At 51.0% G+C, this 26,704-nt stretch carries 24 protein-coding genes; 17 read left to right on the plus strand and 7 right to left on the minus strand.

The features are described 5' to 3' along the window. Positions 1-51 precede the first annotated feature (51 nt). Together GA565_RS20865 and GA565_RS20870 are read left to right on the plus strand one after the other, a co-directional pair. Complete coding sequence (locus GA565_RS20865; RefSeq protein ID WP_152200551.1) at positions 52-906, plus strand: LysR family transcriptional regulator; 855 nt, start codon at positions 52-54, stop codon at positions 904-906. Positions 907-955: 49 nt separating this feature from the next. Next, entirely contained in the window at positions 956-2,251 is a 1,296-nt protein-coding gene (locus GA565_RS20870) for a lysine N(6)-hydroxylase/L-ornithine N(5)-oxygenase family protein (protein ID WP_152200553.1), read from the plus strand. Here the strand turns inward: GA565_RS20870 and GA565_RS20875 are convergent. Both GA565_RS20875 and GA565_RS20880 read right to left on the minus strand, forming a co-directional pair. Further along, positions 2,241-3,122 carry a PhzF family phenazine biosynthesis protein gene (locus GA565_RS20875; RefSeq protein WP_152200555.1) on the minus strand — a complete coding sequence of 294 codons (882 nt, stop codon included), beginning with the start codon at positions 3,120-3,122 and terminating at the stop codon, positions 2,241-2,243. The two genes, GA565_RS20870 and GA565_RS20875, sit on opposite strands and share 11 nt — an antisense overlap. 45 nt (positions 3,123-3,167) lie before the next feature. Then, a complete protein-coding gene (locus GA565_RS20880; RefSeq protein WP_152200556.1) occupies positions 3,168-3,695 on the minus strand; it encodes a class IV adenylate cyclase in 528 nt (175 codons plus the stop codon). A gap of 146 nt (positions 3,696-3,841) precedes the next feature. On the opposite strand from GA565_RS20880, the gene GA565_RS20885 reads away from it, so the two are divergent. Then, entirely contained in the window at positions 3,842-4,282 is a 441-nt protein-coding gene (locus GA565_RS20885) for a DUF1198 domain-containing protein (protein WP_152200558.1), read from the plus strand. A gap of 50 nt (positions 4,283-4,332) precedes the next feature. Here GA565_RS20885 and GA565_RS20890 read toward each other — a convergent pair whose 3' ends face one another. Continuing rightward, positions 4,333-4,668, minus strand: coding sequence for a DUF2002 family protein (locus GA565_RS20890; RefSeq protein ID WP_152200560.1), 336 nt, complete (start codon positions 4,666-4,668; stop codon positions 4,333-4,335). A 133-nt stretch (positions 4,669-4,801) separates the two neighbouring features. Then, on the minus strand, positions 4,802-5,998 hold the full coding sequence (locus GA565_RS20895) for an MFS transporter (RefSeq protein WP_152200562.1): 1,197 nt from the start codon (positions 5,996-5,998) through the stop codon (positions 4,802-4,804). Between the two features lie 357 nt (positions 5,999-6,355). Here GA565_RS20895 and GA565_RS20900 point away from each other — a divergent pair, with 357 nt between their 5' ends. From GA565_RS20900 to nrdF, 5 genes are all read left to right on the plus strand, one after another. Then, positions 6,356-6,664, plus strand: a complete 309-nt coding sequence (locus tag GA565_RS20900; RefSeq protein ID WP_152200564.1) for a DUF883 family protein — start codon at positions 6,356-6,358, stop codon at positions 6,662-6,664. Between the two features lie 402 nt (positions 6,665-7,066). Beyond that, on the plus strand, positions 7,067-7,306 hold the full coding sequence (nrdH, locus tag GA565_RS20905) for a glutaredoxin-like protein NrdH (protein ID WP_152200566.1): 240 nt from the start codon (positions 7,067-7,069) through the stop codon (positions 7,304-7,306). An 8-nt stretch (positions 7,307-7,314) separates the two neighbouring features. Continuing rightward, complete coding sequence (gene nrdI / locus GA565_RS20910; RefSeq protein ID WP_152200568.1) at positions 7,315-7,719, plus strand: class Ib ribonucleoside-diphosphate reductase assembly flavoprotein NrdI; 405 nt, start codon at positions 7,315-7,317, stop codon at positions 7,717-7,719. After that, positions 7,701-9,851 carry a class 1b ribonucleoside-diphosphate reductase subunit alpha gene (gene nrdE / locus GA565_RS20915; RefSeq protein ID WP_152200570.1) on the plus strand — a complete coding sequence of 717 codons (2,151 nt, stop codon included), beginning with the start codon at positions 7,701-7,703 and terminating at the stop codon, positions 9,849-9,851. The genes nrdI and nrdE overlap by 19 nt, the downstream gene beginning before the upstream one ends. Positions 9,852-9,874: 23 nt before the next feature. Next, positions 9,875-10,858, plus strand: coding sequence for a class 1b ribonucleoside-diphosphate reductase subunit beta (gene nrdF / locus GA565_RS20920; protein WP_055776416.1), 984 nt, complete (start codon positions 9,875-9,877; stop codon positions 10,856-10,858). A 76-nt stretch (positions 10,859-10,934) separates the two neighbouring features. Here nrdF and GA565_RS20925 read toward each other — a convergent pair whose 3' ends face one another. Beyond that, a complete protein-coding gene (locus tag GA565_RS20925) occupies positions 10,935-12,617 on the minus strand; it encodes a lytic polysaccharide monooxygenase (RefSeq protein WP_193311948.1) in 1,683 nt (560 codons plus the stop codon). A 286-nt stretch (positions 12,618-12,903) separates the two neighbouring features. Next, entirely contained in the window at positions 12,904-14,295 is a 1,392-nt protein-coding gene (locus tag GA565_RS20930) for a 2-hydroxycarboxylate transporter family protein (RefSeq protein WP_152200573.1), read from the minus strand. A gap of 205 nt (positions 14,296-14,500) precedes the next feature. On the opposite strand from GA565_RS20930, the gene GA565_RS20935 reads away from it, so the two are divergent. The 6 genes from GA565_RS20935 to proX (GA565_RS20960) all read left to right on the plus strand — a co-directional run bounded on the left by GA565_RS20935 (position 14,501) and on the right by proX (GA565_RS20960) (position 21,856). Then, entirely contained in the window at positions 14,501-16,168 is a 1,668-nt protein-coding gene (locus GA565_RS20935) for a sensor histidine kinase (protein WP_152200575.1), read from the plus strand. A 9-nt stretch (positions 16,169-16,177) separates the two neighbouring features. Further along, on the plus strand, positions 16,178-16,891 hold the full coding sequence (locus tag GA565_RS20940) for a response regulator (RefSeq protein WP_152200577.1): 714 nt from the start codon (positions 16,178-16,180) through the stop codon (positions 16,889-16,891). A 522-nt stretch (positions 16,892-17,413) separates the two neighbouring features. Then, positions 17,414-18,613, plus strand: coding sequence for a glycine betaine/L-proline ABC transporter ATP-binding protein ProV (gene proV, locus GA565_RS20945; protein WP_055776399.1), 1,200 nt, complete (start codon positions 17,414-17,416; stop codon positions 18,611-18,613). Then, positions 18,610-19,815 (plus strand): glycine betaine/L-proline ABC transporter permease ProW, encoded by a 1,206-nt coding sequence (gene proW / locus GA565_RS20950; RefSeq protein ID WP_152200579.1) that lies wholly within the window; start codon positions 18,610-18,612, stop codon positions 19,813-19,815. The genes proV and proW overlap by 4 nt, the downstream gene beginning before the upstream one ends. Before the next feature lie 11 nt (positions 19,816-19,826). After that, the gene (gene proX, locus GA565_RS20955; protein ID WP_152200580.1) at positions 19,827-20,843 is read left to right on the plus strand and encodes a glycine betaine/L-proline ABC transporter substrate-binding protein ProX; all 1,017 of its coding nucleotides are present in this window, start codon (positions 19,827-19,829) and stop codon (positions 20,841-20,843) included. Positions 20,844-20,860: 17 nt separating this feature from the next. Continuing rightward, the gene (gene proX / locus GA565_RS20960) at positions 20,861-21,856 is read left to right on the plus strand and encodes a glycine betaine/L-proline ABC transporter substrate-binding protein ProX (RefSeq protein ID WP_152201680.1); all 996 of its coding nucleotides are present in this window, start codon (positions 20,861-20,863) and stop codon (positions 21,854-21,856) included. A gap of 77 nt (positions 21,857-21,933) precedes the next feature. Here proX (GA565_RS20960) and GA565_RS20965 read toward each other — a convergent pair whose 3' ends face one another. Continuing rightward, complete coding sequence (locus tag GA565_RS20965; protein ID WP_152200582.1) at positions 21,934-22,818, minus strand: LysR family transcriptional regulator; 885 nt, start codon at positions 22,816-22,818, stop codon at positions 21,934-21,936. A 118-nt stretch (positions 22,819-22,936) separates the two neighbouring features. On the opposite strand from GA565_RS20965, the gene GA565_RS20970 reads away from it, so the two are divergent. From GA565_RS20970 to GA565_RS20980, 3 genes are all read left to right on the plus strand, one after another. After that, entirely contained in the window at positions 22,937-24,139 is a 1,203-nt protein-coding gene (locus tag GA565_RS20970) for an MFS transporter (protein WP_152200584.1), read from the plus strand. Between the two features lie 567 nt (positions 24,140-24,706). Beyond that, positions 24,707-25,222 (plus strand): transcriptional repressor MprA, encoded by a 516-nt coding sequence (mprA, locus tag GA565_RS20975; protein ID WP_055776383.1) that lies wholly within the window; start codon positions 24,707-24,709, stop codon positions 25,220-25,222. Between the two features lie 27 nt (positions 25,223-25,249). Next, the gene (locus GA565_RS20980; protein ID WP_152200586.1) at positions 25,250-26,704 is read left to right on the plus strand and encodes an efflux transporter outer membrane subunit; all 1,455 of its coding nucleotides are present in this window, start codon (positions 25,250-25,252) and stop codon (positions 26,702-26,704) included.

Consider the following 26,704-nt stretch of genomic DNA (forward strand, 5'->3'; position numbering starts at 1 on the left):
CACAGCGCTGAGCGGCTTATTCAAGCCGGGCGGACATCGGGGAAATAAGGTATGAATGAAAAAGACTGGCTGACCGTTCTCAGCGTGTATCAGCATAAGAATATTACCCGCGCCGCCGAGCAGCTTTATAGTTCACAGCCCGCCCTGAGTTATCGGCTTAAGCAAATAGAGCGCAAGCTGGCCATTCGCCTGTTCGACGACGGACACAAGGGCCTGGTGTTTAGTGCGCAGGGGGAATATCTGGCGCAGCATGCGCAAAAAGTTCTGCGCGATTTACAGCTGCTCAAGGAAAATCTGCACAGTCTGGAGATGGCGCAGCAGGGCGAGATTTCTATCGGCGTTTCCAGTAATTATGCCGCGTATCGACTGCCGCCGCTGCTTAGCCGTTTTCGGCTGTCGCACCCTGGTATTCGCATTAATTTAATGAGCGGACTGAGCGAAGAAATATTCACCCTGCTGCAGCGCGGCGATATTGATATCGCCATCGTCAAAGACGACTATCACTGGAAAGAAGGCAAAGACTTGATTGATGAGGATGATTATTTATTGATAAGTCAGCAAGATTTCGATTTCGCCCTGTTGCCACATTTGCCGCAAATTCGCATTGTTCACGGCCAGCATGTCACACAGCTGCTCGAAAGGTGGTGGAACGCTAATTTCTCTCATGCGCCTAACATTGCCATGACCGTCGACAAACTTGAAGTCTGTTTGGGAATGGTCACGCACGGCCTGGGATACGCGATTATTTCGAGCTATTTACCCCTGCCAGAAAGCCTTTATCGCCGCCCCATTTCTCTGGAGGGCCAACAGGTTAAAAACCGTACCTGGCTGCTTTATCGGCATAATATTGAGTCATCTCCGGTTATGCAGTCCTTTATTCACATTCTCAAGAGCACTCCGCTTTAAGCCTTTTCGTGAACTATGCTTAGGACAACCTATTCATGGAGCAACGGACATGACTCTTGATCTTATTGGCGTCGGCATCGGCCCTTTCAATCTCAGTCTTGCGGCGATGGCCAAGGACAGTGGCCTGATTCAGAGTGCTTTTTTTGATGCCAACCGCGAGTTCGGCTGGCATCCTGGCATGCTGCTGCCCACCGCCACGATGCAGACCTACGTTCTACAGGATTTAGTCACCACGGTTTCCCCGCGCAGCGAATTCTCATTTATTAATTACCTGGTGGAGCGCAAGAAAATCTATCGTTTTCTCGCCACCGAGCAGTTGACCATCAGCCGCGATGAATTTTCAGACTATTTGCTGTGGGCCTGCAAAAAAATGTCGAATTTGCACTTCTCACATCCGGTAGAAAATATCGATTTTAACGACCGCGACAAGTGTTTTCAGGTGCAAACGCCTGAAGGAGAATATCGCGCGCGGCATATCTGCTTGGGCACAGGTCATGCGCCCTGGACCCCGCTTTCAGCGCGTTCAGCGCTAGGGGAAAACTGTTTTCACGCCGCAGAGATTGAGCTGCTGGAGCCAGACTTTAACGGCAAAAGAGTGATGATCGTTGGTGGCGGCCAAAGTGGAGCAGATATCATGCTCAATACCTTGGACGGACATTGGGGAGAACCGGCACACCTCGCCTGGCTGTCGCGGCGGCCTAATTTTCAACCGTTGGACGAGTCGATATTTACCAATGAATATTTCACGCCCGAATACGTCAACTATTTCTACACCCTGCCCGACGAAGTCAGACAGGAAGAGATAAAAACGCAAAAGTTACCGTCGGACGGCATCAGCTATCACACGCTGGAAAAGATTTATCATCATCTTTACCACAGATTCGACGTGCTGCAGCAGCCGAGAAACGTCTCACTGTTGCCACACAGAGCGCTGAAAAACGTTACGCGGACCGCCGAGGACCGTTTCCAACTGCTGGCTACTCACGGTCTAAGCCAATGCGAAGAGCATTTTGAGGCGGATATTGTGATTTTAGCCACCGGTTATCGACCCGCACTGCCTGACTATCTCGCGCCACTGCTCGAACGTATCCCCTATGACCAAGAGCAGCATCTGCCGCTGGAGGCCAATTTTAATCTTCGCTGGAACGGGCCTGAGACTAACCGTATTTACGCGGTAAATGCGGGAATACACAGCCACGGCGCGGCCGAAGGCCAGCTGACATTAACCGCCTGGCGATCGGCAAAAATTATCAATCATCTGCTTGGACAGGCGTTCTACGATATCCGCCCCTGTGAGTCGCTGGTTCAGTGGTGGCCCAATAAAAAAGACCACGTTAAACGGTGAGCGTACCGTCGATTATTGTGCAGGTTTCGCCTCCTATCCACGGCTGACCTTGCTCATAGCGCACAAACACTCTGCCGTCCCGCTGGCGTTGAGTGCCCTGACGAACGCGATATTGACGAGACGTTTCGCCACCGTCGGGGAAGTCAAGCATGGCAAGCACGCGCGCCAGACAGGCATTCGCGCTGCCGGTAACCGGGTCTTCTACCAACTGCGATTGCTCAATAAACAGCGCCCGTAGCTCATAGTCCAGCGTATTATCATTCAAGCACGGGCCATACGGCGCGATGCCGTTAACCTGCGTTTGCTTTTGCAGTTCCGCCAAGGCAGCCGCATCAACATTGAGCTGCAAACAGGCTTCGGCGCTTGGCATTCTCACCACCAGCCAGCGAATGCCCATATCTACGATGTACGCTTCAAAGCCTGATGCTCGCGGCGTGTTTTTCAGCGTATCCTCCAGCAGTGCAACGCTTTCTGGAGCCAGAACAGTAATGTTGACCGCCGGTGCGCCAAAGGCCAGTCCGCCCTCAGGCAGTTGATTGACAGGCACCAGCCCCACGCCACACTGCTGAACCAACTGTCCCGGCGTTTTAGGTATCAATCCTGTCTCGAGCAGCGCGTGCGCCGTGCCCAGCGTAGGATGACCGGCGAAAGGCAACTCGTAGTCTGGAGTAAAGATTCGCACCAGATAGTCGGCGATGGGGTTGGTCGGCGGCAGAACAAAGGTCGTTTCTGAAAGGTTGGTCCACCGGGCAATCGCCTGCATTTGCGCATCGTCAAGACCTTCAGCCTCAAGGATAACGGCCAACGGGTTACCCTTCAGCGGTTGGGCGGTAAAAACATCAACCTGTTTAAAACGACGTTTAACTGACATAACACCTGCTTTTATGAAAGAAATAGGGGCGGAGAGAGTGGGTTATCACAGGGGGTGCTGCTGCCGATGATTGAGCAAATCGACATAGGCCTGATCCACCAGTTCTTGACGCTGAATTTGCAAACGCTCAAGTAAATCCTCTGCGATAGCAATACCTTGCGCTTCAGTTTCATCTTCGTCCAACACGACTTCAAATTCAAGAAAATCACCGAGTCCCTGGACGCGGTCAAGATGCAAACGGGTTTGTCCGACCCTAAACAGCGTGCGCTGCTTAATAACGCGACCGGCACTGCCCAAGGCTAAGGTCAGCGTTTCGCGCAGTCCGTTCGGATCCTGAGTTTCAGAAAGAGAATAGAAACTGGTTTTAGGGCCAGCCTGATCCACCCGCCGATAAAAGATAAGTTCGCCGCGGTCTACAGCCAGCGTACGCAGTTTCAAACGGCCATTCGGACAAACAAAAAAGGTGTCATCCTGTTCTATGATGTCGGGAATGCCGTCGGCCAGCAGGGCTATTTCGGCGTAAAGAGCAGAAAAGTCGTCAATTCGTGCTTTGATTTCAATATTACGGGCCATGGCAAACTCCATAAAAGGCGGGAATAACTCAGTTTATCATTGCATTATGAACGCACAAATTCGGAAGACGATTTGCTGTTGATTAAGCGCAGTAACCCTATAAACTCATTGGCATTACGCACCCAGGCCGGAGGCCAGAGTCAAGAATGATATGGATTATGATTGCTGCACTGGTGGTGGTTTTTGTTGTCGGCTATTGGATTATGACCGCAGATACCAGAAAGGCTAACGATTCACTGGCCAGTTTATTAAAGATAAAACCGGTTTATATTGATTCGATGCTGCTGGAGATGGGCAAACGGCAGAGCGCGATGTTTATTCGCTCGATTAGCGGGGGATACGCAGAAGAGATCCGCAAAGCGGCTTATATCGTGTTTATTTATCATACGTTCATCAAAGATGCCTCTGACGAGAATATTACCCACTGGCGCAACGTGTTGGTTCGCGCTCATCTCGATCCTGTGCTGACCAGTGAGCACGCCGAGCTGGCGTTATTTTACTTCGCCGAACTCGATATTGAACCGTTCGAGCTGGCGCAGTTTCGCCGCACTTACAACGAAACCTTTAATCAAATTCACCTGGTTTAAACACAACCCATCCGAACCTTCCCCCGAAAGGGGAAGGGACATATTTGGGCTTATCTGAAGACGTTATCCAGATAGTTGCTCAGGATCTGGCGTGAGCTGAAACCGTGGCAAATGCCATAATAAACAACGGCTTCACTTTCCAGGTCGAGAGGAAATTGGGTGTAAACGTGACTGCTACGAGAAGACGCCGTCGGTTCAGCAAATCGTTCACTGCGCTCTTTCATTGCAGGGTGAATAACCAACGCCGTGCGACCAAAACGCGCTTCTCGATTGACATAAACATAGTGCTCGCCTCGGCGATAACCATAGGCTTTATCGTCAATAAAATCTCGTTCGAATCCGGATGTTTCTAACACTTTTGCCACTTCATCGGGCCGTAAATACATGGTTTGTCCTCGCTATCTAAACCGCATGGCGACCTTACCGCAATAAATCTGTCAAACAATGCATTTAGCCTTAATTCACGGCTATTTAGGAATTATCTAAGCTTTTGCCAGCAGGATCATTTAAATTTTTGCCCTATTCGTTTTGCTTTTTGCGATTCTCAATACGCATCATTTTAAGCGTGATCACTATCGCCAACATCACCATGAATGAGGCGGCAAGATAGATTGACGGCGTGCCAAAATGTGAAATCACCAGACCAGCCACCGGGCCAGTAATGCCCAGGCCGAGGTCCAGAAATGCCGAGTATGTTCCCAAGGCCGTGCCCTGATTTTGCTGGGGCACCTGCTTCACCGCCTCTACGCCCAGCGCAGGAAAAATAAGCGAGAAACCCGAACCGGTAAGAAACGCGCCGATTTCAACGCTGAACGGGCTGTGCCCCTGCCAAATCATCAACAGGCCAATAATTTCTATCAGAAAAGACACAACGGACACTTTCAGGCCGCCGAAGCGCGCAATATTGCTGCCAAATATTAATCGCATGCCGACAAAGCCCATGCTGAACAGGGTCAGGGTAAACGCCGCGCCTTCCCAGCCTTTGTCTGCATAATAGAGGGTGATAAAGGTGGCAATCACGCCAAAACCAATGGTCCCGAAGCCCAATCCCAGACCGTGCATCCAAATTTTCCCCACCACGGCGCGAAAGGCGATACGCTTACCGGTGACCACAGTAATGGCCTGCTTTGTCGAAGCCAGAGCGATGGCAAGCACAGCAATAATCATCACCAAGCCCGCTACGCCAAGCAGTCCCCAATGCAGGTTAAGCAGCACGCCCAGCGGCGCGCCCACGGCCATTGCGCCATAGGTTGCCACCCCGTTCCATGAGATGACTCGTCCAGTGTGAATAGGATTGGTCGCGCCAATTCCCCATAAAATAGTGCCCGTAGCGGCAAAACTTTCGCCTACGCCCAAAAATATGCGACCAAAGCACAACAGAATCAGACTAAGCACCGGGATAGCGCTGCTTAAAAAGGCCAATACGTAGAACAGTCCACTGATGCCACAGCAGGCCAGTCCGAAAATAACCACCTTTTTAGGGCCAATGTTGTCAGCGAAACGTCCGGCGTGAGGACGACTGGCAAGCGTGGCGAAATACTGCACGCTGATAATCAGTCCCGCCAGAACCGAGTTGAAACCGAGCTTGCCGTGAACGAATCCGGGCAGTACCGCGAGGGGTAAACCGATGCTCAAATAGCAAACAAATGTGAAAATGACTATCGACAGTATGCGCTTATTTAACTGTAAATTAGTTTGAAACTTACTTGGGGACATGGACTAGCCTGGATGTAGATCACAGTTTTGTGGAATTCACAGCATAAACAGGTTTTTCCATGCTGCAAATGAAAAAACGTTTTAAAAATGTCATCAATTGTCTGACTGACGCCTATTTTGCAGAAAAATCCGAGCCAGCAGAGTTAAGTCCTCGTCACTAATGAAGAAAATCACACGCTATAACTCTCTTTTCACCTCACATTACTCTGTTTTGTGGGTGATTATTGAGCGATCCCACGTGATATCGGTCACATAGCCCTATTTTGGGCTATGCTTTTAACAGGCCGATAAAAAAGTGAACCGTGAGTATTATCCGATACCCCGTTCTAAACAAAATGTTCAAACATGGAGAGCTTAATGTTTAAGAAATCAGAAAAAATCGAGCGTGATGCAGACCAGGACATTACTTTGCTGGCCGATACCTTGGATGAAGTGTTGAAATCCGGTAACTCGAAGACTAAAGATGAGTTGGAGAAAATTCGCGGCAAGGCAGAAGGCGTACTGCGCGATGCCCGTGCCCGTTTCAACGGCAATACCAATCTTACTCAGCATGCCCGTGACGCAGCTAACCAAGCGACGGATTACGTTAAAGAAAACCCATGGCACGGCGTCGGTGTGGGTGCCGCAGTCGGTATCGTGCTGGGTGTGCTGCTGGCTCGTAAGTAGCCTCACAGGCGGCACTCTGACGCCAGAGTGGTTTTTTTGCGGTAAATGATAATGCTTTAAAAGCCCCAATGCCGGATCGCCCGCATTGGGGCTTTTTTATTTTGCAAGTAAAAATCGCTCAATATTCGAACAACCTCACCTTTACAAAAAATCTTTAAAATACCGAAATAAAGCTAAGCCAGATTCCATGCGGCTTCACGGCCCTTTCCGGCCAAATGATAATCAATCATTCAAAAAGCCTATATCTAGTTGGGTTGATAATTATCACCACTACATCTAGTATTCTTTTGGTCGACAGCGGATAACCCTTCGATACTCATCTTACGGCTTATTTCCTGCATAACAGGCAGAACATAAGCCGTAAACAATTCAGTCATCTTACCCTAAAGGTAAATGCGAATCATGAGCATAATCATTTACAGCAAGCCAGACTGCGTACAATGCAACGCCACCTACCGTGCTATGGACAAACATGGCATTGACTATCACGTTGTCGATCTGACGCAGGACGCGCAGGCATTAATGCAAGTCCGCGCGCTGGGTTACCAGCAAGTGCCGGTGATTGTTGCCGGTGACGACCACTGGTCAGGCTTCCGTCCTGACAAAATTACCGCCCTGCGCCAGCTTCAAGAAGTGCACTGAGGCCGGTAATGAGCAGCCTGGTGTATTTTTCGAGCAAGTCGGAAAACACCCATCGCTTTGTCGGCAAACTCGGTTTGCCGGCAGTCAGAATACCGATTGCAGCACAAGGCGAAAAACTGCGAATGGCGTGCCCCTACATTTTGCTGGTCCCCAGCTACGGCGGTGGAACGGCGGTCGGGGCAGTCCCTAGACAGGTGATCCACTTCCTCAACGACGAACACAATCGTTCACTCATCCGCGGCGTTATTGCCGCTGGCAACACAAATTTCGGCGCAGCGTACTGCATTGCCGGTGAAATAGTCTCGCAAAAGTGCCAGGTTCCTTACCTGTATCGCTTTGAACTGCTGGGCACACCGGAAGACGTTGCAAAGGTCAAAAAGGGAGTAACTGAATTTTGGCAGCGACAGAACTAGCAATCACCGATCCGGGTGTCGGCACACCGGACTATCACGCGCTTAACGCGATGTTAAATCTGTTCGATGCCGAGGGTAAAATTCAGTTTGATAAAGACAAACTGGCCGCACGCCAATACTTCCTTCAGCATGTGAATCAGAACACCGTGTTCTTTCACAACCTGGCTGAAAAGCTGCGTTATCTGGTGGAAGAAGGCTATTATGAAGCCGCCGTGCTCGACCTCTACGACTTTGAATCAACTAAGCGTTTGTTTAAACAGGCTTACGCCAAAAAATTCCGCTTCCAGACCTTTCTGGGCGCTTTTAAATACTACACCAGCTACACCTTAAAAACCTTCGACGGCAAGCGCTACCTTGAGCGCTATGAAGACCGCGTTTGTTTGGTGGCGATGACGCTGGCGCAGGGCGATATCAAACTCGCCAGTCATTTAGTGGACGAAATTATCAGCGGCCGCTTCCAGCCTGCGACGCCGACCTTCCTCAACTGCGGTAAAAAACAGCGCGGTGAGCTGGTCTCCTGCTTCCTGTTGCGCATTGAAGACAACATGGAGTCGATTGGACGTTCGGTCAACTCAGCGCTACAGCTGTCTAAACGCGGCGGCGGCGTGGCCTTCATGCTGACCAACATTCGCGAAGTCGGCGCCCCCATCAAGCGCATTGAAAATCAGTCGTCGGGCGTGATCCCGATTATGAAAATGCTGGAAGACGCCTTTTCATACGCGAATCAGCTGGGTGCACGTCAGGGCGCGGGGGCGGTTTATCTCAACGCGCATCACCCGGATATTCTTCGCTTCCTGGATACCAAACGTGAAAACGCCGACGAGAAAATCCGCATCAAAACGCTGTCGCTCGGCGTCGTGATCCCAGATATCACGTTTGAGCTGGCTAAAAACAATGAAGACATGTACCTGTTCTCGCCTTATCACGTCGAGAAAGTGTACGGCGTGCCGATGTCTGAAATCAGCATCAGCGAGAAGTATCGCGAAATGGTTAACGACAAGCGCATTCATAAAACCAAAATCAACGCCCGCGAGTTCTTCCAGGTGTTGGCCGAGATTCAGTTTGAGTCTGGCTATCCTTATATGATGTTTGAAGATACGGTAAATCGTGCGAATCCGATTAAGGGCCGTATCAATATGAGCAATCTTTGCTCGGAAATTTTGCAGGTCAACTCGGCAACCGTGTATGGCGAAGACCTGTCTTATCAGAAGGTCGGTAAAGATATTTCCTGCAACCTCGGCTCGCTGAACATTGCGGCCGCTATGGATTCACCAGATTTTGGTCAATCGGTTGAAATGGCAATCCGTGCGCTGACTGCGGTTTCAGACATGAGCAATATCCGCTCGGTACCGTCGATTGAGCAGGGTAACCATGACTCGCACGCCATTGGTCTGGGACAGATGAACCTGCACGGCTATCTGGCACGGGAGCGTATTTATTATGGCTCAGCGGAAGGTCTGGATTTCACCAATATCTATTTCTACACCGTGGTTTATCACGCCGTGCGCGCCTCGAACCAGTTAGCGATGGAACGCAGTACAACCTTCAAAGGATTTGAAGATTCGACCTACGCCAGCGGCGCCTATTTCGATAAATATTTGCAGGATATCTGGCATCCGAAAACCGAGCGCGTACGCGAGCTATTCGAACAGGCCGGCATCACTATTCCGGGCGTCGCCGAATGGACCGCGCTGAAAGAGTCAGTGATGGCGCATGGGTTATACAACCAGAATCTGCAGGCGGTACCGCCGACGGGGTCTATCTCGTACATCAATAATTCGACCTCCAGTATTCACCCGATTGTCTCGCGAGTGGAAATTCGCAAAGAGGGCAAAATCGGTCGCGTTTACTATCCGGCGGCGTTTATGGATAACGACAATCTTGAGTACTACCAGGACGCCTACGAGATTGGCCCCGAGAAAATTATTGATACCTACGCTGAGGCGACGCAGCACGTGGATCAAGGACTGTCATTAACGCTGTTCTTCCGCGATACCGCCACTACGCGCGACATTAACAAAGCGCAGATTTATGCCTGGCGTAAAGGTATTAAAACCATTTATTACATCCGCCTGCGCCAGATGGCGCTGGAAGGGACTGAAGTTCAGGGCTGTGTGTCGTGCACGCTTTAACTGATTAAATTTAAGGAAAAAGTATGAGCTCGGTTAAACAACTGCTGCCAGCACAGCCGATCAGCAAAGCCATTAACTGGAATAAAATTCAGGATGACAAAGATTTAGAGGTCTGGAATCGACTGACCTCTAACTTCTGGCTGCCGGAAAAAGTGCCGTTATCCAATGATATTCCCTCATGGGCAACGCTGAATGCGAAAGAAAAACAGCTAACGATCCGCGTTTTTACCGGCTTGACGCTGCTCGATACGGTGCAGAATATTATCGGTGCCCCCACGTTGATGAAAGATGCAGTGACCCCGCATGAAGAGGCGGTGTACTCGAATATCTGCTTTATGGAGGCGGTTCATGCACGCTCTTACAGCTCGATTTTCTCAACGCTGTGCATGACCTCAGACGTCGACGATGCTTACCGCTGGAGTGAGGAAAACGTCGCGTTGCAAAACAAGGCGGCGATCGTACTCTCTTACTACAACGGCGAAGATCCGCTGATGAAGAAAGTCGCCAGCGTATTCCTGGAGTCGTTCCTGTTTTATTCAGGATTCTATCTGCCGATGTACTGGTCGAGCCGTGCCAAGCTGACCAACACCGCCGACCTGATCCGTCTGATCATTCGCGACGAAGCGGTACACGGTTATTACATCGGTTATAAGTTCCAGCAGGCGTTGAAGCTCGAAAGCGCCGAACGTCAGCGGCAGATAAAGGATCAGGCATTTGACCTGATTCAGGACCTGTATGACAACGAAGTTCGCTACACCGAAGAGCTGTATGACGGCGTGGGCTGGAGTGAAGACGTGAAGAAATTCCTGCACTATAACGCCAACAAGGCGCTGATGAATCTTGGTTATGAGGCGCTTTTCCCGGCCAGCATGGCGGATGTAAATCCGGCAATATTATCGGCTTTATCGCCAAACGCCGACGAAAATCACGACTTCTTCTCAGGATCTGGCTCATCTTACGTGATTGGTAAAGCGGTAAATACTGAAGATGAGGACTGGAATTTTTAACTTCCCCCCATTGAGTTTGGCAGATAAAAAATGCCTGCGCATAACGTGCAGGCATTTTTTTTACCTTACTGGAATATTATTGCGCAACCCAAACTGCGTGTTGACCCGGCGTATTGCCGACGCTCCAATACGCCGCTTTCCAGGTTTTTCCACCGTAGGTGACCAAGTTGCCATTGGTATAGGTCATTGAAGAACTCCACTCGGTAACCACACTCGCATCAGCAAATGTCCAGTCACTGCCTACGCCCGGTTTGGATCGGGTCCAATTCTTGGCAATATAGTTGACGTTGTTCAAGCTGACTTTATCACCGGTAACGTAGGTTTTACCCTGATCCCAGGCTGGGAAATCGCCCACAGGAGGGGTCGGCGGCGTTGGCGGAGTCGGTGGCGTTGGCGGCGTTACTGCACCGTTGGTTTTAACCGTCACGGTCACGCGCTTAACGTCTTTGCTACCGTCTTTACCGGTCACGGTTAATTGGTAAACCGCTTTGCCATGGGTATTGGGTTTAATTAATGCACGCGCTTTCGCCTGTTTTACTTGCGATACCCAGGAACCCCCGTTCCGCTCTTGCAGCGTAAACTTACCCCCGTCAGAGTCAATAATTGTCCAAAGGTAAGATGCCGCATTCAGACTCTGAGAGCCATCTAAATCATAGCCTCTGCTAGCCGCATTTTCTGTCACGGTAAAGTCAGCAGGTGCCACAGCAACCGGTGCATCCGTTGCTTTTTCAACGGTCAAGACCGCAGACTGATTTTTATCGCGAAGGAAAATACCATTACCCCGTAAATTCGCAGGATCAAAGGTAACAATGCCACCGCCATCTTGCTTACCAATCAGAACGATATTGGAATGGTTGGTGTTAATGTCGTAAGCCAGCTCAGAAATCCACTGATCGTTGACGTTAGCACTGGTGATCTTTTTCCTGATATCAACCAGATTACTGCCTTTAATGCCTCCCATTGTACGGAAGTGAACATAGTTACCGACTGCGGGTTTATGGTTCTGGGCAAACTTGCTGAATTCAAACCAATCGGTACCTTCTTCTTCACCTATCTCCGGATCCTCTATCACCGGGGGTTGCTCACCGCCATTCCTATCAATAATCACATCGCTACAGCCATAGAAACCTTCACCGGCAGCATCCTGACGCTGCCAGCGGGTAAATATAACAGCCCGGCCGCTTCGGTCTTCCGGGATACTGATTTTATAATCCTCATATTTGTTATATCTCTGCCCCGTTATTGAGCTAACCGATTTGGAGGAAACCACCGTATCCAGTAGTTCAATGTCATCCCAGCCTAATGCTTTCTCAGCAGGATTGAACCCTTTTTTACTGATGTAGAATTCAATCCATGAAACGTTGTGTGGCTGAGTATAGCCATAACGCATCGTGACCTGACCGTTGTTATTCGGTGTGATCGTTGTGGTCCTCCACTCTGCGCTAGGCTGACTGAATCCAGATCCTTTAGACGTGCCGGAGCAAATAAGATGGCTAGGGATAACCTTTCTGGCCTCTGCTGCACTGTGATTGCCGTAAACAAAACCCGTCAGCTCTTGCCATGTGTAAATTGATTGTCCAGCGTCATTACTGTCTGCTGAGGCTTTATTACAGTTGGCCGCCATACCTGATTCTATGCAGGCAACCTGGCGTGCTGGCGGACTGACTAATGCTCCGTGACCAAAGGCTGTAGGTGCAACTCCCGCACAAAAGCTACCGATGACTAGAGATAATAAAGTTCGATTTTTTAGATTCATCATTTTGATCCATTTATAGTAAAAATTCATCCTTGCGAAACAGAGTAGAAACTCGACCTCTTTCTCTTGAGTAATTATTTTTGGTAATATTTAGAAATAATAAGAAATAATAAGAAATAAAATGGCGGGAAAATAGCCCTTTAGAATCAGACTTATGGATTCGTTATGGAGAAAAATCTCGATGTGAGTTGCGCAGGTAGCGATTACGGTGGGCTGAAATGTGCGGATTATCGAAAATAGTGAGAGGATAACCCCTGCCTAGGCACTGCCAGGCAAGGGCTTTGAGTGCTTATGAGAAGAATTTCGCCAATACTAACAAACCAATCGAAACATTAATCGCGCCACCAATTCGAGTCGCAATCTGTGCAAACGGCATTAACGTCATACGGTTACCCGAGGTCAGGATGGCTACATCACCCGTACCGCCCTGCCCGCTTTGGCAGCAGGAAACAATCGCCACATCTATCGGGTGCATACCGATTTTTTTGCCGACGATAAAGCCGGTCCCCACCAGTGCACAAACGGTTGAGACAATCACCACCAGATTTTGAATCGTGAAGGCATCCATCAGCTCCTGCCAAGGCGTAATAGCCACGCCCACGGCAAACAGAATCGGATAAGTCACTGCGGTGCGGAAAAACTTATAGACCGCCATGGAACCGTGCTGAATGGTCGGTGAAACACCGTGCACCAGCTTCACCGCTACCGCAGCAAACAGCATGCCGACGGGTGCAGGCAGGCCAATCAGCCGCTGTCCCAACATGCCGACCATATACAGCAAAATAGCCAGCAGCGCACCGCAAGCCAGAGCGTTGATGCCAGGCGTGCCTTCAAATTCGTCGTTGCCGTTAGCGATAGCGCCCTTCTTGGCGGGCATCAGCGAGCCTTCACCGGTCAAATGCGGGTAGCGTTTCCCTAGCTGATTAAGGATCCCGGCCAGCACGATGGCGGTCAGTCCGCCAAGCATCACGATAGGCAAGATTTTACCCAACGCCACGCCCTGCTCCATATGCAAGATTGCCGCATAGCCCATCGACAGCGGGATCGCCCCTTCTCCGACGCCACCGGCCATGATCGGCAGGATCAGGAAGAAGAAGATTTGGAACGGCGGCAGCCCCATAGTCATACCCACCGCCATCCCCACCAGCATGCCAACGATTTCACCGCACAGCATCGGCACGAAAATACGCAGGAAACCTTGGATCAGCGCCTGACGGTTCATGCTCATGATGCTGCCGACGATAATGCAGCAGATATAAAGGTAGAGAATGTTGGTCGACTTGTAGAACTTAGTGGTTGATTCAACGACTACGTCGGGCAACAGTCCGTAATGCACCATCGCCGAGGGGATAAAGGTGGCACAAATTGCCGCCGCGCCGAGTTTCCCTAACAGCGGCAATCTTTTGCCAAACTCGCCGCAAGCAAAGCCGAAAAAGGCCAGCGTAGCCACCATGACCACAATGTCGCTGGGCAGTTTACCACTCAGGCAGTCAAGCAGAATCAGAACGCCGGCCAGAACAAAGAAGGGCAGCGGAATAATGCCGACCTTGTAATTATCCAGTACGCGCCACCATTTGTCGCGTAGGGCAGTTTTAGCCGCGGTATGACGGGCAGCGGCGAGCTCCTTTGCCACAGGATCTTTTTCTTTTACGACAATGTAAGAATCATCGGTTGTGCTCATGGCCATGACCTCTTTCTTATTTCTTGTTGGTATTAGGAAAGAGAATAGAAATCGTGGGGGCATCGGGCTGTGACAGTACTCAAATTAAAACCGCAGTGTTAAAGGTTATAATGGTTTTTATGGAGTTAATGTTAATAATCATATAATTTTTAGTGTTTTTTTAGTAAAACCGAGAATTGCCCCTTCAAAAAGTCAGGTCTGGTGCATGAGAGTGAAACTGAGTTTCCAAATAAAATTATTTCTCTGCCTGGTGGCTTTTTCCTGCTTGCTGTTGGTGCTGCTCGGCACTTTTGTGTTCCATATTGTCGATAAGCAAATGCACCGTGATTTAGGCAATCGCGCCAAAGTTCAGGCCAGCGAGATTGCGCTGATCCCCGAATTATCGACACGGGTTGCCGCACACGACACCGTCGGTATCGCCCGATTGATGGACCCGCTAAGCCAGCACAGCGATGCCAGCTATATAGTGATTGGCGATAAACATGAGATTCACCTTTATCATTCCAGTCAGCCGCAAAGCGTTAATCATCCGATGGTCGGCGGTGATAACGGTGAAGTGTTGGCCGGTAAAACCATTATTTCGATTCGTCAGGGTGGAATTGGTGTTTCGCTGCGCAGCAAAGCGCCGATTCTGGATGCCCATCATCAGGTGATTGGCATTGTGTCCGTGGGGTATCTTACCTCGTACATTGATGAAATTACGTTAAAACAGCTGGCTCAGGCGCTGTTTTTTGGCGGTCTGCTACTGCTGGCGCTGTTTGGCTTCTCATGGCTGTTTAGCAAGAATCTTAAGAAGCAGATGTTTTGGCTCGAACCCCGCGAGATAGCGATGCTGGTGCGTCAGCAGAAAGCACTGATGGAGGCCATTTATGAGGGGGTGATCGCCATTGACGATCGTCTGCATATTTTGACCATCAATCGTGCGGCGCGCGAGCTGTTGGGCTTAACGCTGCCGGAACAGCAACTCATTGGGCAGAACCTCACGGACGTTATCGCTACGCCGGATGACTTTTTTATCTCCGACAAGCGTTTGGGTGAACGCCACGACGAGATTGCGCTCTTTAATCAGCGGCAGGTTATCGTCAACCGCGTGCCGATTGAGCTTCCTGCACCGGCGCTGCACGGCTGGGTGTTCAGTTTTCGAGATAAAAACGACATTAATACCCTGAGCAGCCAACTAAGTCAGGTGACACGCTACGCCGACAATCTGCGCATTATGCGCCACGAGCAGCTCAACTGGACCGCCACGCTGGCCGGAATGCTGCAAATGCAGCGCTATGACGAGGCGCTGAAATACATTCAGGCGCAGTCGGCGGACGCTCAGGCGGTGCTGGACTTTGTTTCGCAGCGTTTTCAGTCACCTGCGCTGTGCGGCCTGCTACTGGGTAAATACGTCAGCGCCAAAGAAAAAGGCATTGAGTTGAGTTTTGACCCTGCCTGTGGGGTAAGCCAAATTCCCCCTGCGCTCAGTGAAAATGAGCTGATGTCGATAGTCGGTAACCTCTTGGATAACGCGGTGGAGGCCACGCTTAAAGTTGATGCGCCGCACGTGCCGGTCGAACTCTATTTGACCCAAAGCAAAGACCAGCTGATTATTGAAGTTGCCGACCGGGGAGCAGGAATTGACGCCGATCTGCGTCCGCAGCTGTTTGAACAAGGGGTCAGCAGCAAGGCTGTTAGCCATTCTGAGCACACCGGCAGCGAACATGGCATCGGCCTTTATGTGGTAGCAAGTTATGTCCGTCAGGCGCAGGGGATGATTGAAATCTCGGACAATCGCCCACGCGGCACCGTATTTTCGGTGTTTATCCCCTATTTAGCCGAGCAGTCGCCGTTGACTCCCCGGGCCCAGCAAGATGACTCTCTACTGTGAATAACGATTATGAATAACTACAGCGCCATGGACGTGCTGATCGTCGAGGATGAAAGTCATCTCGCCCTTCTGCATCGTGAATTCATCGAGCAAAACTTTAGCCTGCGCGTGGTGGGCATCGCGCCGACGTTGGCGCAGGCCAAAAAGCTGCTCGAGCTTTATCGACCGCGGCTGGTGCTACTCGACAATTTTTTGCCCGACGGTCAAGGCATTGAACTGATCAATACGTCGCTGCTCAAGAGCATGGATTGCTCGGTAATTTTCATTACCGCCGCCAGCGACATGGTGACCTGCAGCCAGGCGATGCGGGCAGGCGCTTTTGACTACATTATCAAACCGGTTTCGTTTCATCGTCTACAAAGCTCGCTGACACGATTTATGCAGTTGGCGCAGAGCCTGCGTCAGGTGAAAACGCTTGATCAGCAGAGCCTCGACAAGCTGTTTAATTTGCCCGGCAGCGAACAGCCGGAAACCCCGCTGGCCAAAGGCATAGAGCCCAATACGCTGGAGCTGGTGAAGCAGGTTTTCATCAGTGAACCGCAGAGAAATTGGTCGGTAGATCAGGTGGTAGAGCAGGTGGGCATCAGTAAAACGACTGGCCGCCGATATCTGGAGTATTGCGTCGAAACAGCGTTCATAATGGTTGAGATGCAGTACGGCAATATTGGCCATCCGAGACGTCTGTATCGGAAAGCTAATTCTCCTGAAAACGCCATAAAATAGTGGCGTATTTTCATGAAAAAAATCGGCATTAAAATACCTATTTCAGTGACTCAACAGCCCGCTTTCCAGGCATTTCCCATCCCCAGAACACGACCTATTAACACGCATATTCCCGCCCATCCCCGCAATATCTTGAAATTTTCACATTACAGTTATTTACACTGTAAAAAATTAAATCAAATAGCGCGACACAAGTACATTAAAAACAACAACTTAACATGTAAATTTTATTATTTAAAATCAATTAAAACGGCCTAAAATAGTTCCGTTTACGTTATAAATATGACAAATAATAATTAGCCTACCTCAACCGCAAATATCCCTTAACGGACAAGGCCTCAGGCGAATAATTTGAGATAATAATGGGACCCATCCTAATTTCCCTCACCGAACCTTGAGACTTGTCTCAGATTTCTAGTGTGTTAGGGTATAGACCGCTTGATATTCTGTTTACAGGAAATTTTCTATAGCACGCATTCAAATAACAGTATTTAAAATACGACCAAGGGAACGAAAAATTGCATGGCAATTAAAATCGAAGTTAAGAACTTATATAAAGTCTTCGGCGAGCACCCTGAGCGAGCCTTTAAGCTGATAGATTCCGGCAAAGGAAAGGAAGAGATTTTCGAGAAAACGGGTCTGTCACTTGGTGTGAAAAACGCCAGTCTGGCCATTGAAGAAGGCGAGATTTTTGTCATCATGGGGCTTTCCGGTTCCGGAAAATCCACCATGGTACGCCTTCTCAATCGTCTGATAGAACCAACCCGTGGAGAAGTGCTGATTGATGGTGAAGATATTGCCAAAATATCTGAATCAAAACTGCGCCAGGTGCGCAGAAGCAAAATCAGCATGGTTTTCCAGTCTTTCGCCCTCATGCCACACCTTACCGTGCTCAATAATACCGCCTTTGGTATGGAGCTGGCCGGTGTACCCACAGGTGAGCGTAACGCCAAGGCGCTTGATGCCCTGCGCCAAGTCGGTCTGGAAAACTACGCCCACTCTTACCCCGATGAACTGTCAGGCGGTATGCGTCAACGCGTGGGTCTGGCTCGCGCTATGGCCAATAACCCCGACATTCTCCTGATGGATGAAGCGTTCTCGGCGCTTGACCCGCTGATCCGTACAGAAATGCAGGATGAGTTGGTAAAACTGCAGGCTCAGCATCAGCGCACTATCGTGTTTATTTCGCACGACCTCGACGAAGCCATGCGCATCGGCGACCGTATCGCCATTATGCAGGGCGGTGAAGTGGTGCAGGTCGGCACGCCGGAAGAGATCCTTAACAATCCGGCCAACGACTATGTGCGCACATTCTTCCGCGGCGTGGATATCAGTCAGGTATTCAGCGCCAAAGATATTGCCCGCCGTCGTCCGGTGACGCTTATCCGCAAGACCCCGGGTTTTGGTCCTCGTGCCGCGCTGAAGCTGCTCGAAGATGAAGACCGCGAATATGGTTATGTCCTTGAGCGTGGACAGAAATTTATCGGCGTTGTGTCGGCAGATTCTCTGAAACGTGCGCTGAAAGAGAATCAACCGCTGGAAAGCGCCCTGCTGGAATTACCGGCTCCGGTACCGGCAGACATGCCGCTCAGCGAACTGATTTCTCAGGTGGCGGCCGCACCCTGCGCGGTGCCCGTCGTCAGCGAAGAGAACAACTATATTGGCATTATTTCCAAGGCCATGCTGCTTCAGGCGTTGGATAAAGAGGGGACATCAGAATGAGTCAACCGTTAACCAGTTCATCGACTAATCTTCATATCGCACAGCACGCGCAGGCCGCACAGGCCGCCGACGCCAATGATCCATGGGCCAGTGGCAGCAGCGATGCCGCCACACAAGCCCCAGCCCCTGCTGATTCGGCTTCAAGCAGCGCAGGCAGCAGTGACCCTTGGGGCGGTAGCGATGCGGCCACCAGCACGCCGGATGCCGCACATCACGCCGCGGCACAAAGTGCGCCCAGCGCCGACAGCTGGTTGAACGTGGCACCCGAGCAGCACCAGCATTTTAATATTCTCGATCCGTTTCACAACACGCTGATCCCGCTCGACCGCTGGGTCACCTACGGGATTGACTCGCTGGTTTCACATTTCCGTCCTGTTTTTCAGGGGATCCGCGTACCGGTAGATTTCGTTCTGAGCGGTTTCCAGCACGGCCTTGAATCTTTGCCCGCCCCGTTGGCAATCATCATCTTTGCGCTGATCGCCTGGCAAATGGCCGGTGTCGGCATGGGCGTTACCACGCTGGTGTCGCTGGTGATTATCGGCGCGATTGGTGCCTGGTCACAGGCGATGGTCACGCTGGCGCTGGTGCTCACCTCGCTGTTCTTCTGCGTGTTGATAGGACTGCCGCTCGGCATATGGTTGGCCCGCAGCAAAGGTGCAGCCAAAATTATTCGTCCCCTGCTCGATGCCATGCAGACGACGCCAGCGTTCGTTTATCTGGTGCCTATCGTGATGCTGTTTGGTATCGGTAACGTTCCGGGCGTAGTGGTCACCATCATCTTCGCTCTGCCGCCTATTGTGCGTCTGACGATTTTGGGTATCAATCAGGTACCGGAAGACCTGATTGAAGCCGCCGAGTCGTTCGGCTCCAGCCCAAGCCAGCTGTTGTTTAAAGTTCAGCTGCCGCTGGCAATGCCGACCATCATGGCCGGTATTAACCAGACGCTGATGCTGGCGCTGTCGATGGTGGTGATTGCCTCGATGATTGCGGTCGGCGGTTTGGGTCAGATGGTACTGCGCGGGATTGGCCGTCTGGACATGGGTCTGGCGTCAATTGGCGGGGTGGGTATCGTTATTCTCGCCATTATTCTCGACCGTCTGACACAGGCATTAGGCCGTGACCGTCGCAGCAAAGGCATTACCCGTTGGTATGCGCATGGTCCTATCGGTCTGTTAACCAAACCTTTTATTAAAAAAGCTTGAGGAACATACCGATGAATAACCCCCCTAAATTATGCAATGGTGGCATGGTCGCCCTGGCTTTCACAGCACTGGTAGGTTCGCAGGCGATGGCGGCAGATCTTCCAGGCAAAGGCGTGGTGGTTAAACCGCTGCAAAGCACCCTCGCTGAAGAATCGTTTCAGACTGAGCTGGTTAACCGCGCGCTGACCAAACTGGGCTATGACGTTCAGCAAACAAGTGAAGTCGATTACAACGTGGCCTACACCGCGATAGCCAGCGGTGACTCGACCTACATGGCGGTGAACTGGGATCCGCTGCAAACCGACATGTTTAATGCCGCCGGCGGTGATAAGAAGTTTTACCGTCAGGGCACGTTCATTACCGGTGCCGCCCAGGGCTACCTCATCGACAAGAAAACGGCCGATAAGTACCACATTCACGACCTGTCGCAGTTAAAAGATCCGCAGCTCGCCAAACTGTTTGATGCCGACGGCGACGGCAAGGCCGACATGGTCGGCTGCGAGCCGGGCTGGGGCTGTGGCGAAGTGATTGATACTCAAATTAAAGCCTACGGCCTGGCCAATACGGTTAAGCAAAACTCAGGCAACTATGCGGCAATTATGGCCGATACGCTGGCCCGCTATAAACAGGGCAAACCGGTGCTTTACTACACCTGGACGCCTTACTGGGTCAGCAACGTGTTGAAACCGGGTAAAGACGTGGTCTGGCTAACGGTGCCGTTCTCGGCCAACCCGGGCTCTCAGAAAAACCTCGATACCACCCTGCCTAACGGCAAGAACTACGGTTTCCCGGTGAATGAAGAACACATTGTTGCCAACAAGCAGTGGGCAGCGGCCAATCCAGCGGCGGCAAAACTGTTTGCCATCATGAAATTGCCTCTGGCCGACGTTAATGCCCAAAACATGCGCATGCACAACGGCGAATCCTCGGCCGAGGATATCCAGCAGCAGGTCGACGGCTGGGTCAAGGCGCATCAGGCAACCTTTGACGGTTGGATTAACACCGCAACGGCTGCGGCCAAAAAATAAAAAAGGAATCAACCATGATGAACAAGAAATCCCTCTGGGCGGTTGCCGCCCTGACGACCTTCACCGCGGCGTCCACCTTTGCGGCCGATCTGCCGGGTAAAGGCGTGACCGTGACGCCAATCCAGAGCACCATCAGTGAAGAGACCTTCCAAACGCTGCTGGTTGACAAGGCGCTCGAAAAACTCGGTTACACCGTTCAGCCTATTCGTGAAGTTGACTACAACGTTGGCTACACCACCATCGCTGAAGGTGATGGCACCTTTATGGCCGCCAACTGGAAGCCGCTGCACGACAACATGTACGATGCCGCCGGTGGCAGCAAAAAGTTCTATCGTGAAGGCACCTACGTAACCGGTGCGGCTCAGGGCTATTTGATCGACAAGAAAACCGCCGATAAATACCACATCACCAATATTGCACAGCTAAAAGACCCAAAAATCGCCAAGCTGTTTGATACCAACAACGACGGTAAAGCCGATCTGACCGGCTGTACGCCGGGCTGGGGTTGTGAAACGGCGCTGAACGAGCAAATTAAAGACTACGGTTTGACCGATACCGTGCAGCACAATCAGGGTAACTACTCGGCGATGATTGCCGACACCATTACTCGCTATAAAGAAGGCAAACCGATCCTGTATTACACTTGGACGCCTTACTGGGTGAGTAATGTGCTTATCCCGGGTAAAGACACCGTCTGGCTGCAGGTGCCATTCTCGGTGATCCCGGGTCAGAAAGATGCCGATACCAAACTGCCTAACGGCAAAAACTATGGCTTCCCGGTGAGCACGATGCACATTGTCGCTAACCTGAAATGGGCACAGGCTAACCCGGCTGCTGCCAAGCTGTTTGCTATCATGAAACTGCCGCTGGCAGACATCAATGCGCAAAACGCCGCGATGCACAACGGTCAAAGTTCTGAAGCAGACATTGAAGCGCAGACTAACGGCTGGATCAAAGCCCACCAGGCTACGTTTGACGGTTGGGTGAAAGAAGCCGCTGCGGCAGCAAAATAAGACTTAACATCATCTGATGGTTGAATACGGGGTGACAGGTCTTTCTGTTACCCCTTTTTTATGCAGCATCCGGCCAACTAGGCGCTGACTCTACCCTCATCCTGAGAGAAAGCCATGAACCGCTCGGCGACCGCTGACAGGCTATGTTGCCAAACGCAAAACACCTGACGTCGAATCGCACTGTCAATCGGGACAGATACCAATCCCTTGGCATGTTCAGCCGTCGATAGTGGCACAATGCCCGCTGCCAGCGATTTACGCACGATATTTTCCAACCACTCAATATGGTCAATTTCAAAACTGACATGCCGCGTCACGCCCTCGGCCAAAAAAGCTTTGTCGGTTTGCCTTCTGGCACCGGAACCCTGATAAAAATCGACCAGAGGCACCTGAGAGAGCTCAGATAAACGCAGGCGCTCACGACCGGCAAACGGGTGTTCTCGGCTCACTATCGCCACCAGCGGTTCGTCACTCAACAGCTTATGTGGCATCGCCAGCCTCTCCTTGTCACCGGGCCACAGACCCACAAAGGCAACATCGGTTCGCGATTGCTGAATGTCCTCCACCAGTTTTTCACTCATCGCGACGTACAAGCGAATATTCACCAAAGGATAGCGCTGATTAAAACGCGCGAGCTGCCCAATAAGATCAATCGTATTCAGCGTTGATATGGTTCCTACCGTTAGGGTGCCGCCAAGCTCCCCTTTCAGCGCTTCCATGGTATCCAGCAAATGATTATGCGCGGCCAGCCACTGCTCGGCTGGCACCAAAAATGCTCGCCCGGCGGCGGTAAGCTCGACCTTTCTTGAGGTACGTTCGAATAGCTGACTGCCTAACTCCTCTTCAAGCTTGGCTATCTGGTGACTCAATGCGGATTGCACGGTATGACAACGTTTTGCGGCCCGTGTGAAATTCTGTTCCTGAGCAACGGCCAGCGCAAAGCGGATCTGCTTTAGGTTCATTTAGTCATCTCAAAATGAGATAGTTGGGATGGTAATTATACATTGGTTTATTACTTTTAATTAACAGATACTCACCCCGTAATCCCCTAAATCTTCTCCTTTAAAAGAAATGAACCTCATGACAACTTCAGCTCACACAGCTGCGCAAAAGTCCGCTCCGGTGCTTAGTCCGGGTCTTATCCTGCTGATGGCCGTTGCCACCGGACTGGCCGCCGCTAGCAACTATTATGCCCAACCGTTGCTGGAAACCATCGCCCGCGCCTTTCATCTGTCGGTCAATCAGGCCGGATTTATTGTCACGACCGCCCAGCTCGGCTATGCGTTCGGTTTACTGTTTTTAGTGCCGCTCGGCGATATGTTCGAACGTCGAACGATGATCGTGGTGATGACCCTGCTGTCGGCCGCCGGACTGCTGATTACCGCCAATTCAACGTCGATTACGATGATGCTGGCAGGCACTGCGCTGACCGGACTCTTTTCCGTGGTGGCTCAGGTCTTGGTGCCACTGGCGGCGACCCTCGCTGAACCGGAGCGCCGAGGTAAAATCGTGGGCATGATCATGTCCGGCCTGCTGCTGGGTATTCTGCTGGCAAGGACCGTGGCAGGTCTGCTGGCCACGCTTGGTGGCTGGCGCACGGTTTATTGGGTTGCCAGCGTGCTGATGGTGGTCATGGCGCTGATACTGTGGCGCGCGCTGCCTCGCCACAAGCAGGAAACGCATCTGAACTACCTCCAACTGATGAAATCGATTTTCACCCTGTTCTTCTTCACGCCGGTATTGCGCACTCGCGCCCTGCTTGGAATGTTCATTTTTGCCAATTTCAGCATTATCTGGACGTCGATGGCTTTCCTGCTAGCAGGGCCTAACTTTGGCTATTCCGAGGGCGTGATTGGACTATTTGGTTTAGTCGGGGCGGCTGGTGCGCTTGCCGCCACCCGCGCCGGACATCTTGCCGATAAAGGTAAAGCCCATTTGACCACTACCGGCGGACTTATTCTGCTGCTGTTCTCCTGGATAGCTATTGTTTACGGTCAGCACTCGGTCATTTCTCTTATTGTCGGCATCATCGTGCTCGACCTGTGCGTTCAGGGCGTGCATATCACTAATCAGAGTGTGATTTATAAATCGATGCCGGAAGCGCGTAACCGACTGACGGCGGGCTACATGACCACTTATTTTATCGGCGGTGCGGTGGGTTCGCTGGTCTCGGCATCAGCCTTTGAAATGGCCGGATGGAATGGCGTCTGTGCGGCTGGCGCGGCGTTTTGCCTAATCAATCTGGTTATCTGGCTCTTCGGGCACAAGCATAAAATCGTCTAAAACAGCATAAGGGGCGTGATGGTCACGCCCCTTATTAGCATGCGAATAATTATGCTCGATATTTTTTTTGAACCAAAGGGTATAAAGATTACTAACAGTCTGATATTATTTTTTCCATAAATTATACGCTAACGAAACATTTTGCTTTTATTTAGCAACAAACCTCTTATGTACAGTGACACAACCCAAGAAAATCAATCAGCGCCGGGTGTTTACTCCTTGGCACAAAGCGTATTAAACAGCGTGCCAGGCATCCTTGGTGCTCTGCCCGTCGCTTTCGTTTCTGGGCCTTGTGTGGCAGTCACAGATTCTCCCCTACGTAATCGTCTGCTTTTCTCCACTTTAATTTATGCCGTTGCCCACCAAGCATTGTGTGCTGCGCAATCGATTGGGCGGCGTCAAAATGTTTTACCCGTGCTGACACTTAATTCTGTTCGCCATGAAAAAATTCTTCACCTTTAACCGTTATGAGACCACACGAATAGCTAACTATTTAATGGCTTATAACATTTACATTATTAATTACACTGGTTACTATCTCAATTGTAACTAATGAGGTTTCTCACGATGGAAAGTTCATTCGCACCTATTGAACACATGTTAAATTTCCGCGCTAAAAAGCAGAAAGACTTCCCTTATCAGGAAATCCTGCTCACCAGACTGTGTATGCACATGCACAGTAAGCTGCTGGAAAACAGAAACAAAATGCTGAAAGCGCAAGGGATCAACGAAACGCTGTTTATGGCGCTGATCACGCTCGATGCTCGGGAATCGCACAGTATCCAGCCTTCTGAACTGAGTGCTGCGCTGGGGTCGTCTCGCACCAATGCGACGCGTATTGCCGATGAGTTAGAAAAACGCGGATGGATTGAAAGACGTGAGAGCGATAACGACCGTCGTTGCCTGCACTTGCACCTGACTGCAGACGGCGAAGCGTTTATTCAGCAACTGTTGCCACCTCAGCACAAAAGTTTGCATTTACTCTGGTCTACTTTGGACATCGAAGAACAAAAACAGTTGGAAACGCTTACGCGCAAACTGTTGACTCGCCTCGACCAGATGGACGCTAACTCGATTTCATAACCGATTATTTGTTCAGGTAATTAACCCATGTCTCTTCACGTCAGCTGGAGATTTACGCCGCTGTTTGCTGTCTTATTATTGGCGGGTTGTGCCTCCAGCAATAATATTGCGCCTCAGTCCACGCTGCTGGATAACCAGCAGTTGAATCTGACACAACCCAAAGTCAGCTCTTTGGCTATCAGCCCACAGTGGTGGCGGGGTCTTCACGACTCGCAACTCGACAGTTTAATGACCGAAACTCTGCAAAATTCGCCGTCTTTACGCCAGGCAGCCGCGCGCGTGCGCGAAGCTCAAAGCGTTGTCGGCGAAACCAATGCAGCCAACGGTCCTTATGTTGACTTGAATGCCTCAAGCAACCGTCAAAAGATCTCCCAGAACACCTATCAGCCGTTCCTCGGCGGATTTCCGGCCAGCCCGGTGTATGAAACCACCAACAATTTGGGGCTAAACCTCAGCTACGAATTTGACTGGTGGGGTAAATATCGCAATCAGGTCAATGCCGCGAAGGCTCAGGTAGATTCGGCGCGTGCAGAACAGGCGCAGGCGGCACTGTCTCTGTCGAGTTCGGTTGTGGCGACCTATTACCAACTGCAGGCCAACTATGCAGTACAAAAGGTTCTGCAGCAGGAGGTCGACAACAACCAGCGTTTAGCCGATCTGCGTAAAGCGCAGTATCAGGCCGGCGTCTACGGGATTGATATTCCGCAACAGACGCAGGCTCAGGCCGACGGCGCCAAACAGCAGATTATTGAACTGCAGTCGCAAATTGATCAACAGAAGCATCAGTTGGCCGCGTTGGCTGGCAAGGGTCCGGATGCGATGAATCAGCTGCGTCCTGTCGCGCTGCCGGGTGACGACGTGCTGGCACCTAAAGGTGAGTTGACGATTGATATTCTCGGCAAACGTCCGGATATCGTGGCGCAGCGTGAACTGGTTGAATCCTATTCGCAGCGCATTGCCGCCGCGAAAAAAGATTTCTATCCGAGCCTGTCGATCAGCGCTTTTGCCGGTTTAAGCACCACAAACTACGGCAATACCCATCCGAACCTGCTTGAAGCCGCGAGCCAGGCGTGGAACCTCGCACCGGCGATATCCCTGCCAATATTCCACGCGGGCGCACTGCGCAGCAAGTTGGGTGAAGAATCAGCGCTGTATGACCAATCAGTAGAGTCTTACAACCAGACGTTGCTGAATGCAATTCAACAAACTGCCGATGCGATAACCGTGCAGAAAAGCACGACTCAACAACTGCAGCAGTCGATGTCAGCAGAAAAATCCCTGCAGGACGTTTATCGCGTTGCCAGTGCTCGTTATTCCGCTGGCACTATCGGACGCGATCAGCTCCTCACCAGCCAGGCTGCATTATTGCAACAGCAGCAGGCTGCACTGACCGCCGCCAGCAATGTATTGCAGGCGAAAATCGGTTTAATTCGTGCGTTGGGTGGCGGTTATCAGGCCCCTGCAGCGGACACTAAAGCATAA

The sequence above is a fragment of the Rouxiella sp. S1S-2 genome, assembly GCF_009208105.1.
GTDB lineage: Bacteria > Pseudomonadota > Gammaproteobacteria > Enterobacterales > Enterobacteriaceae > Rouxiella.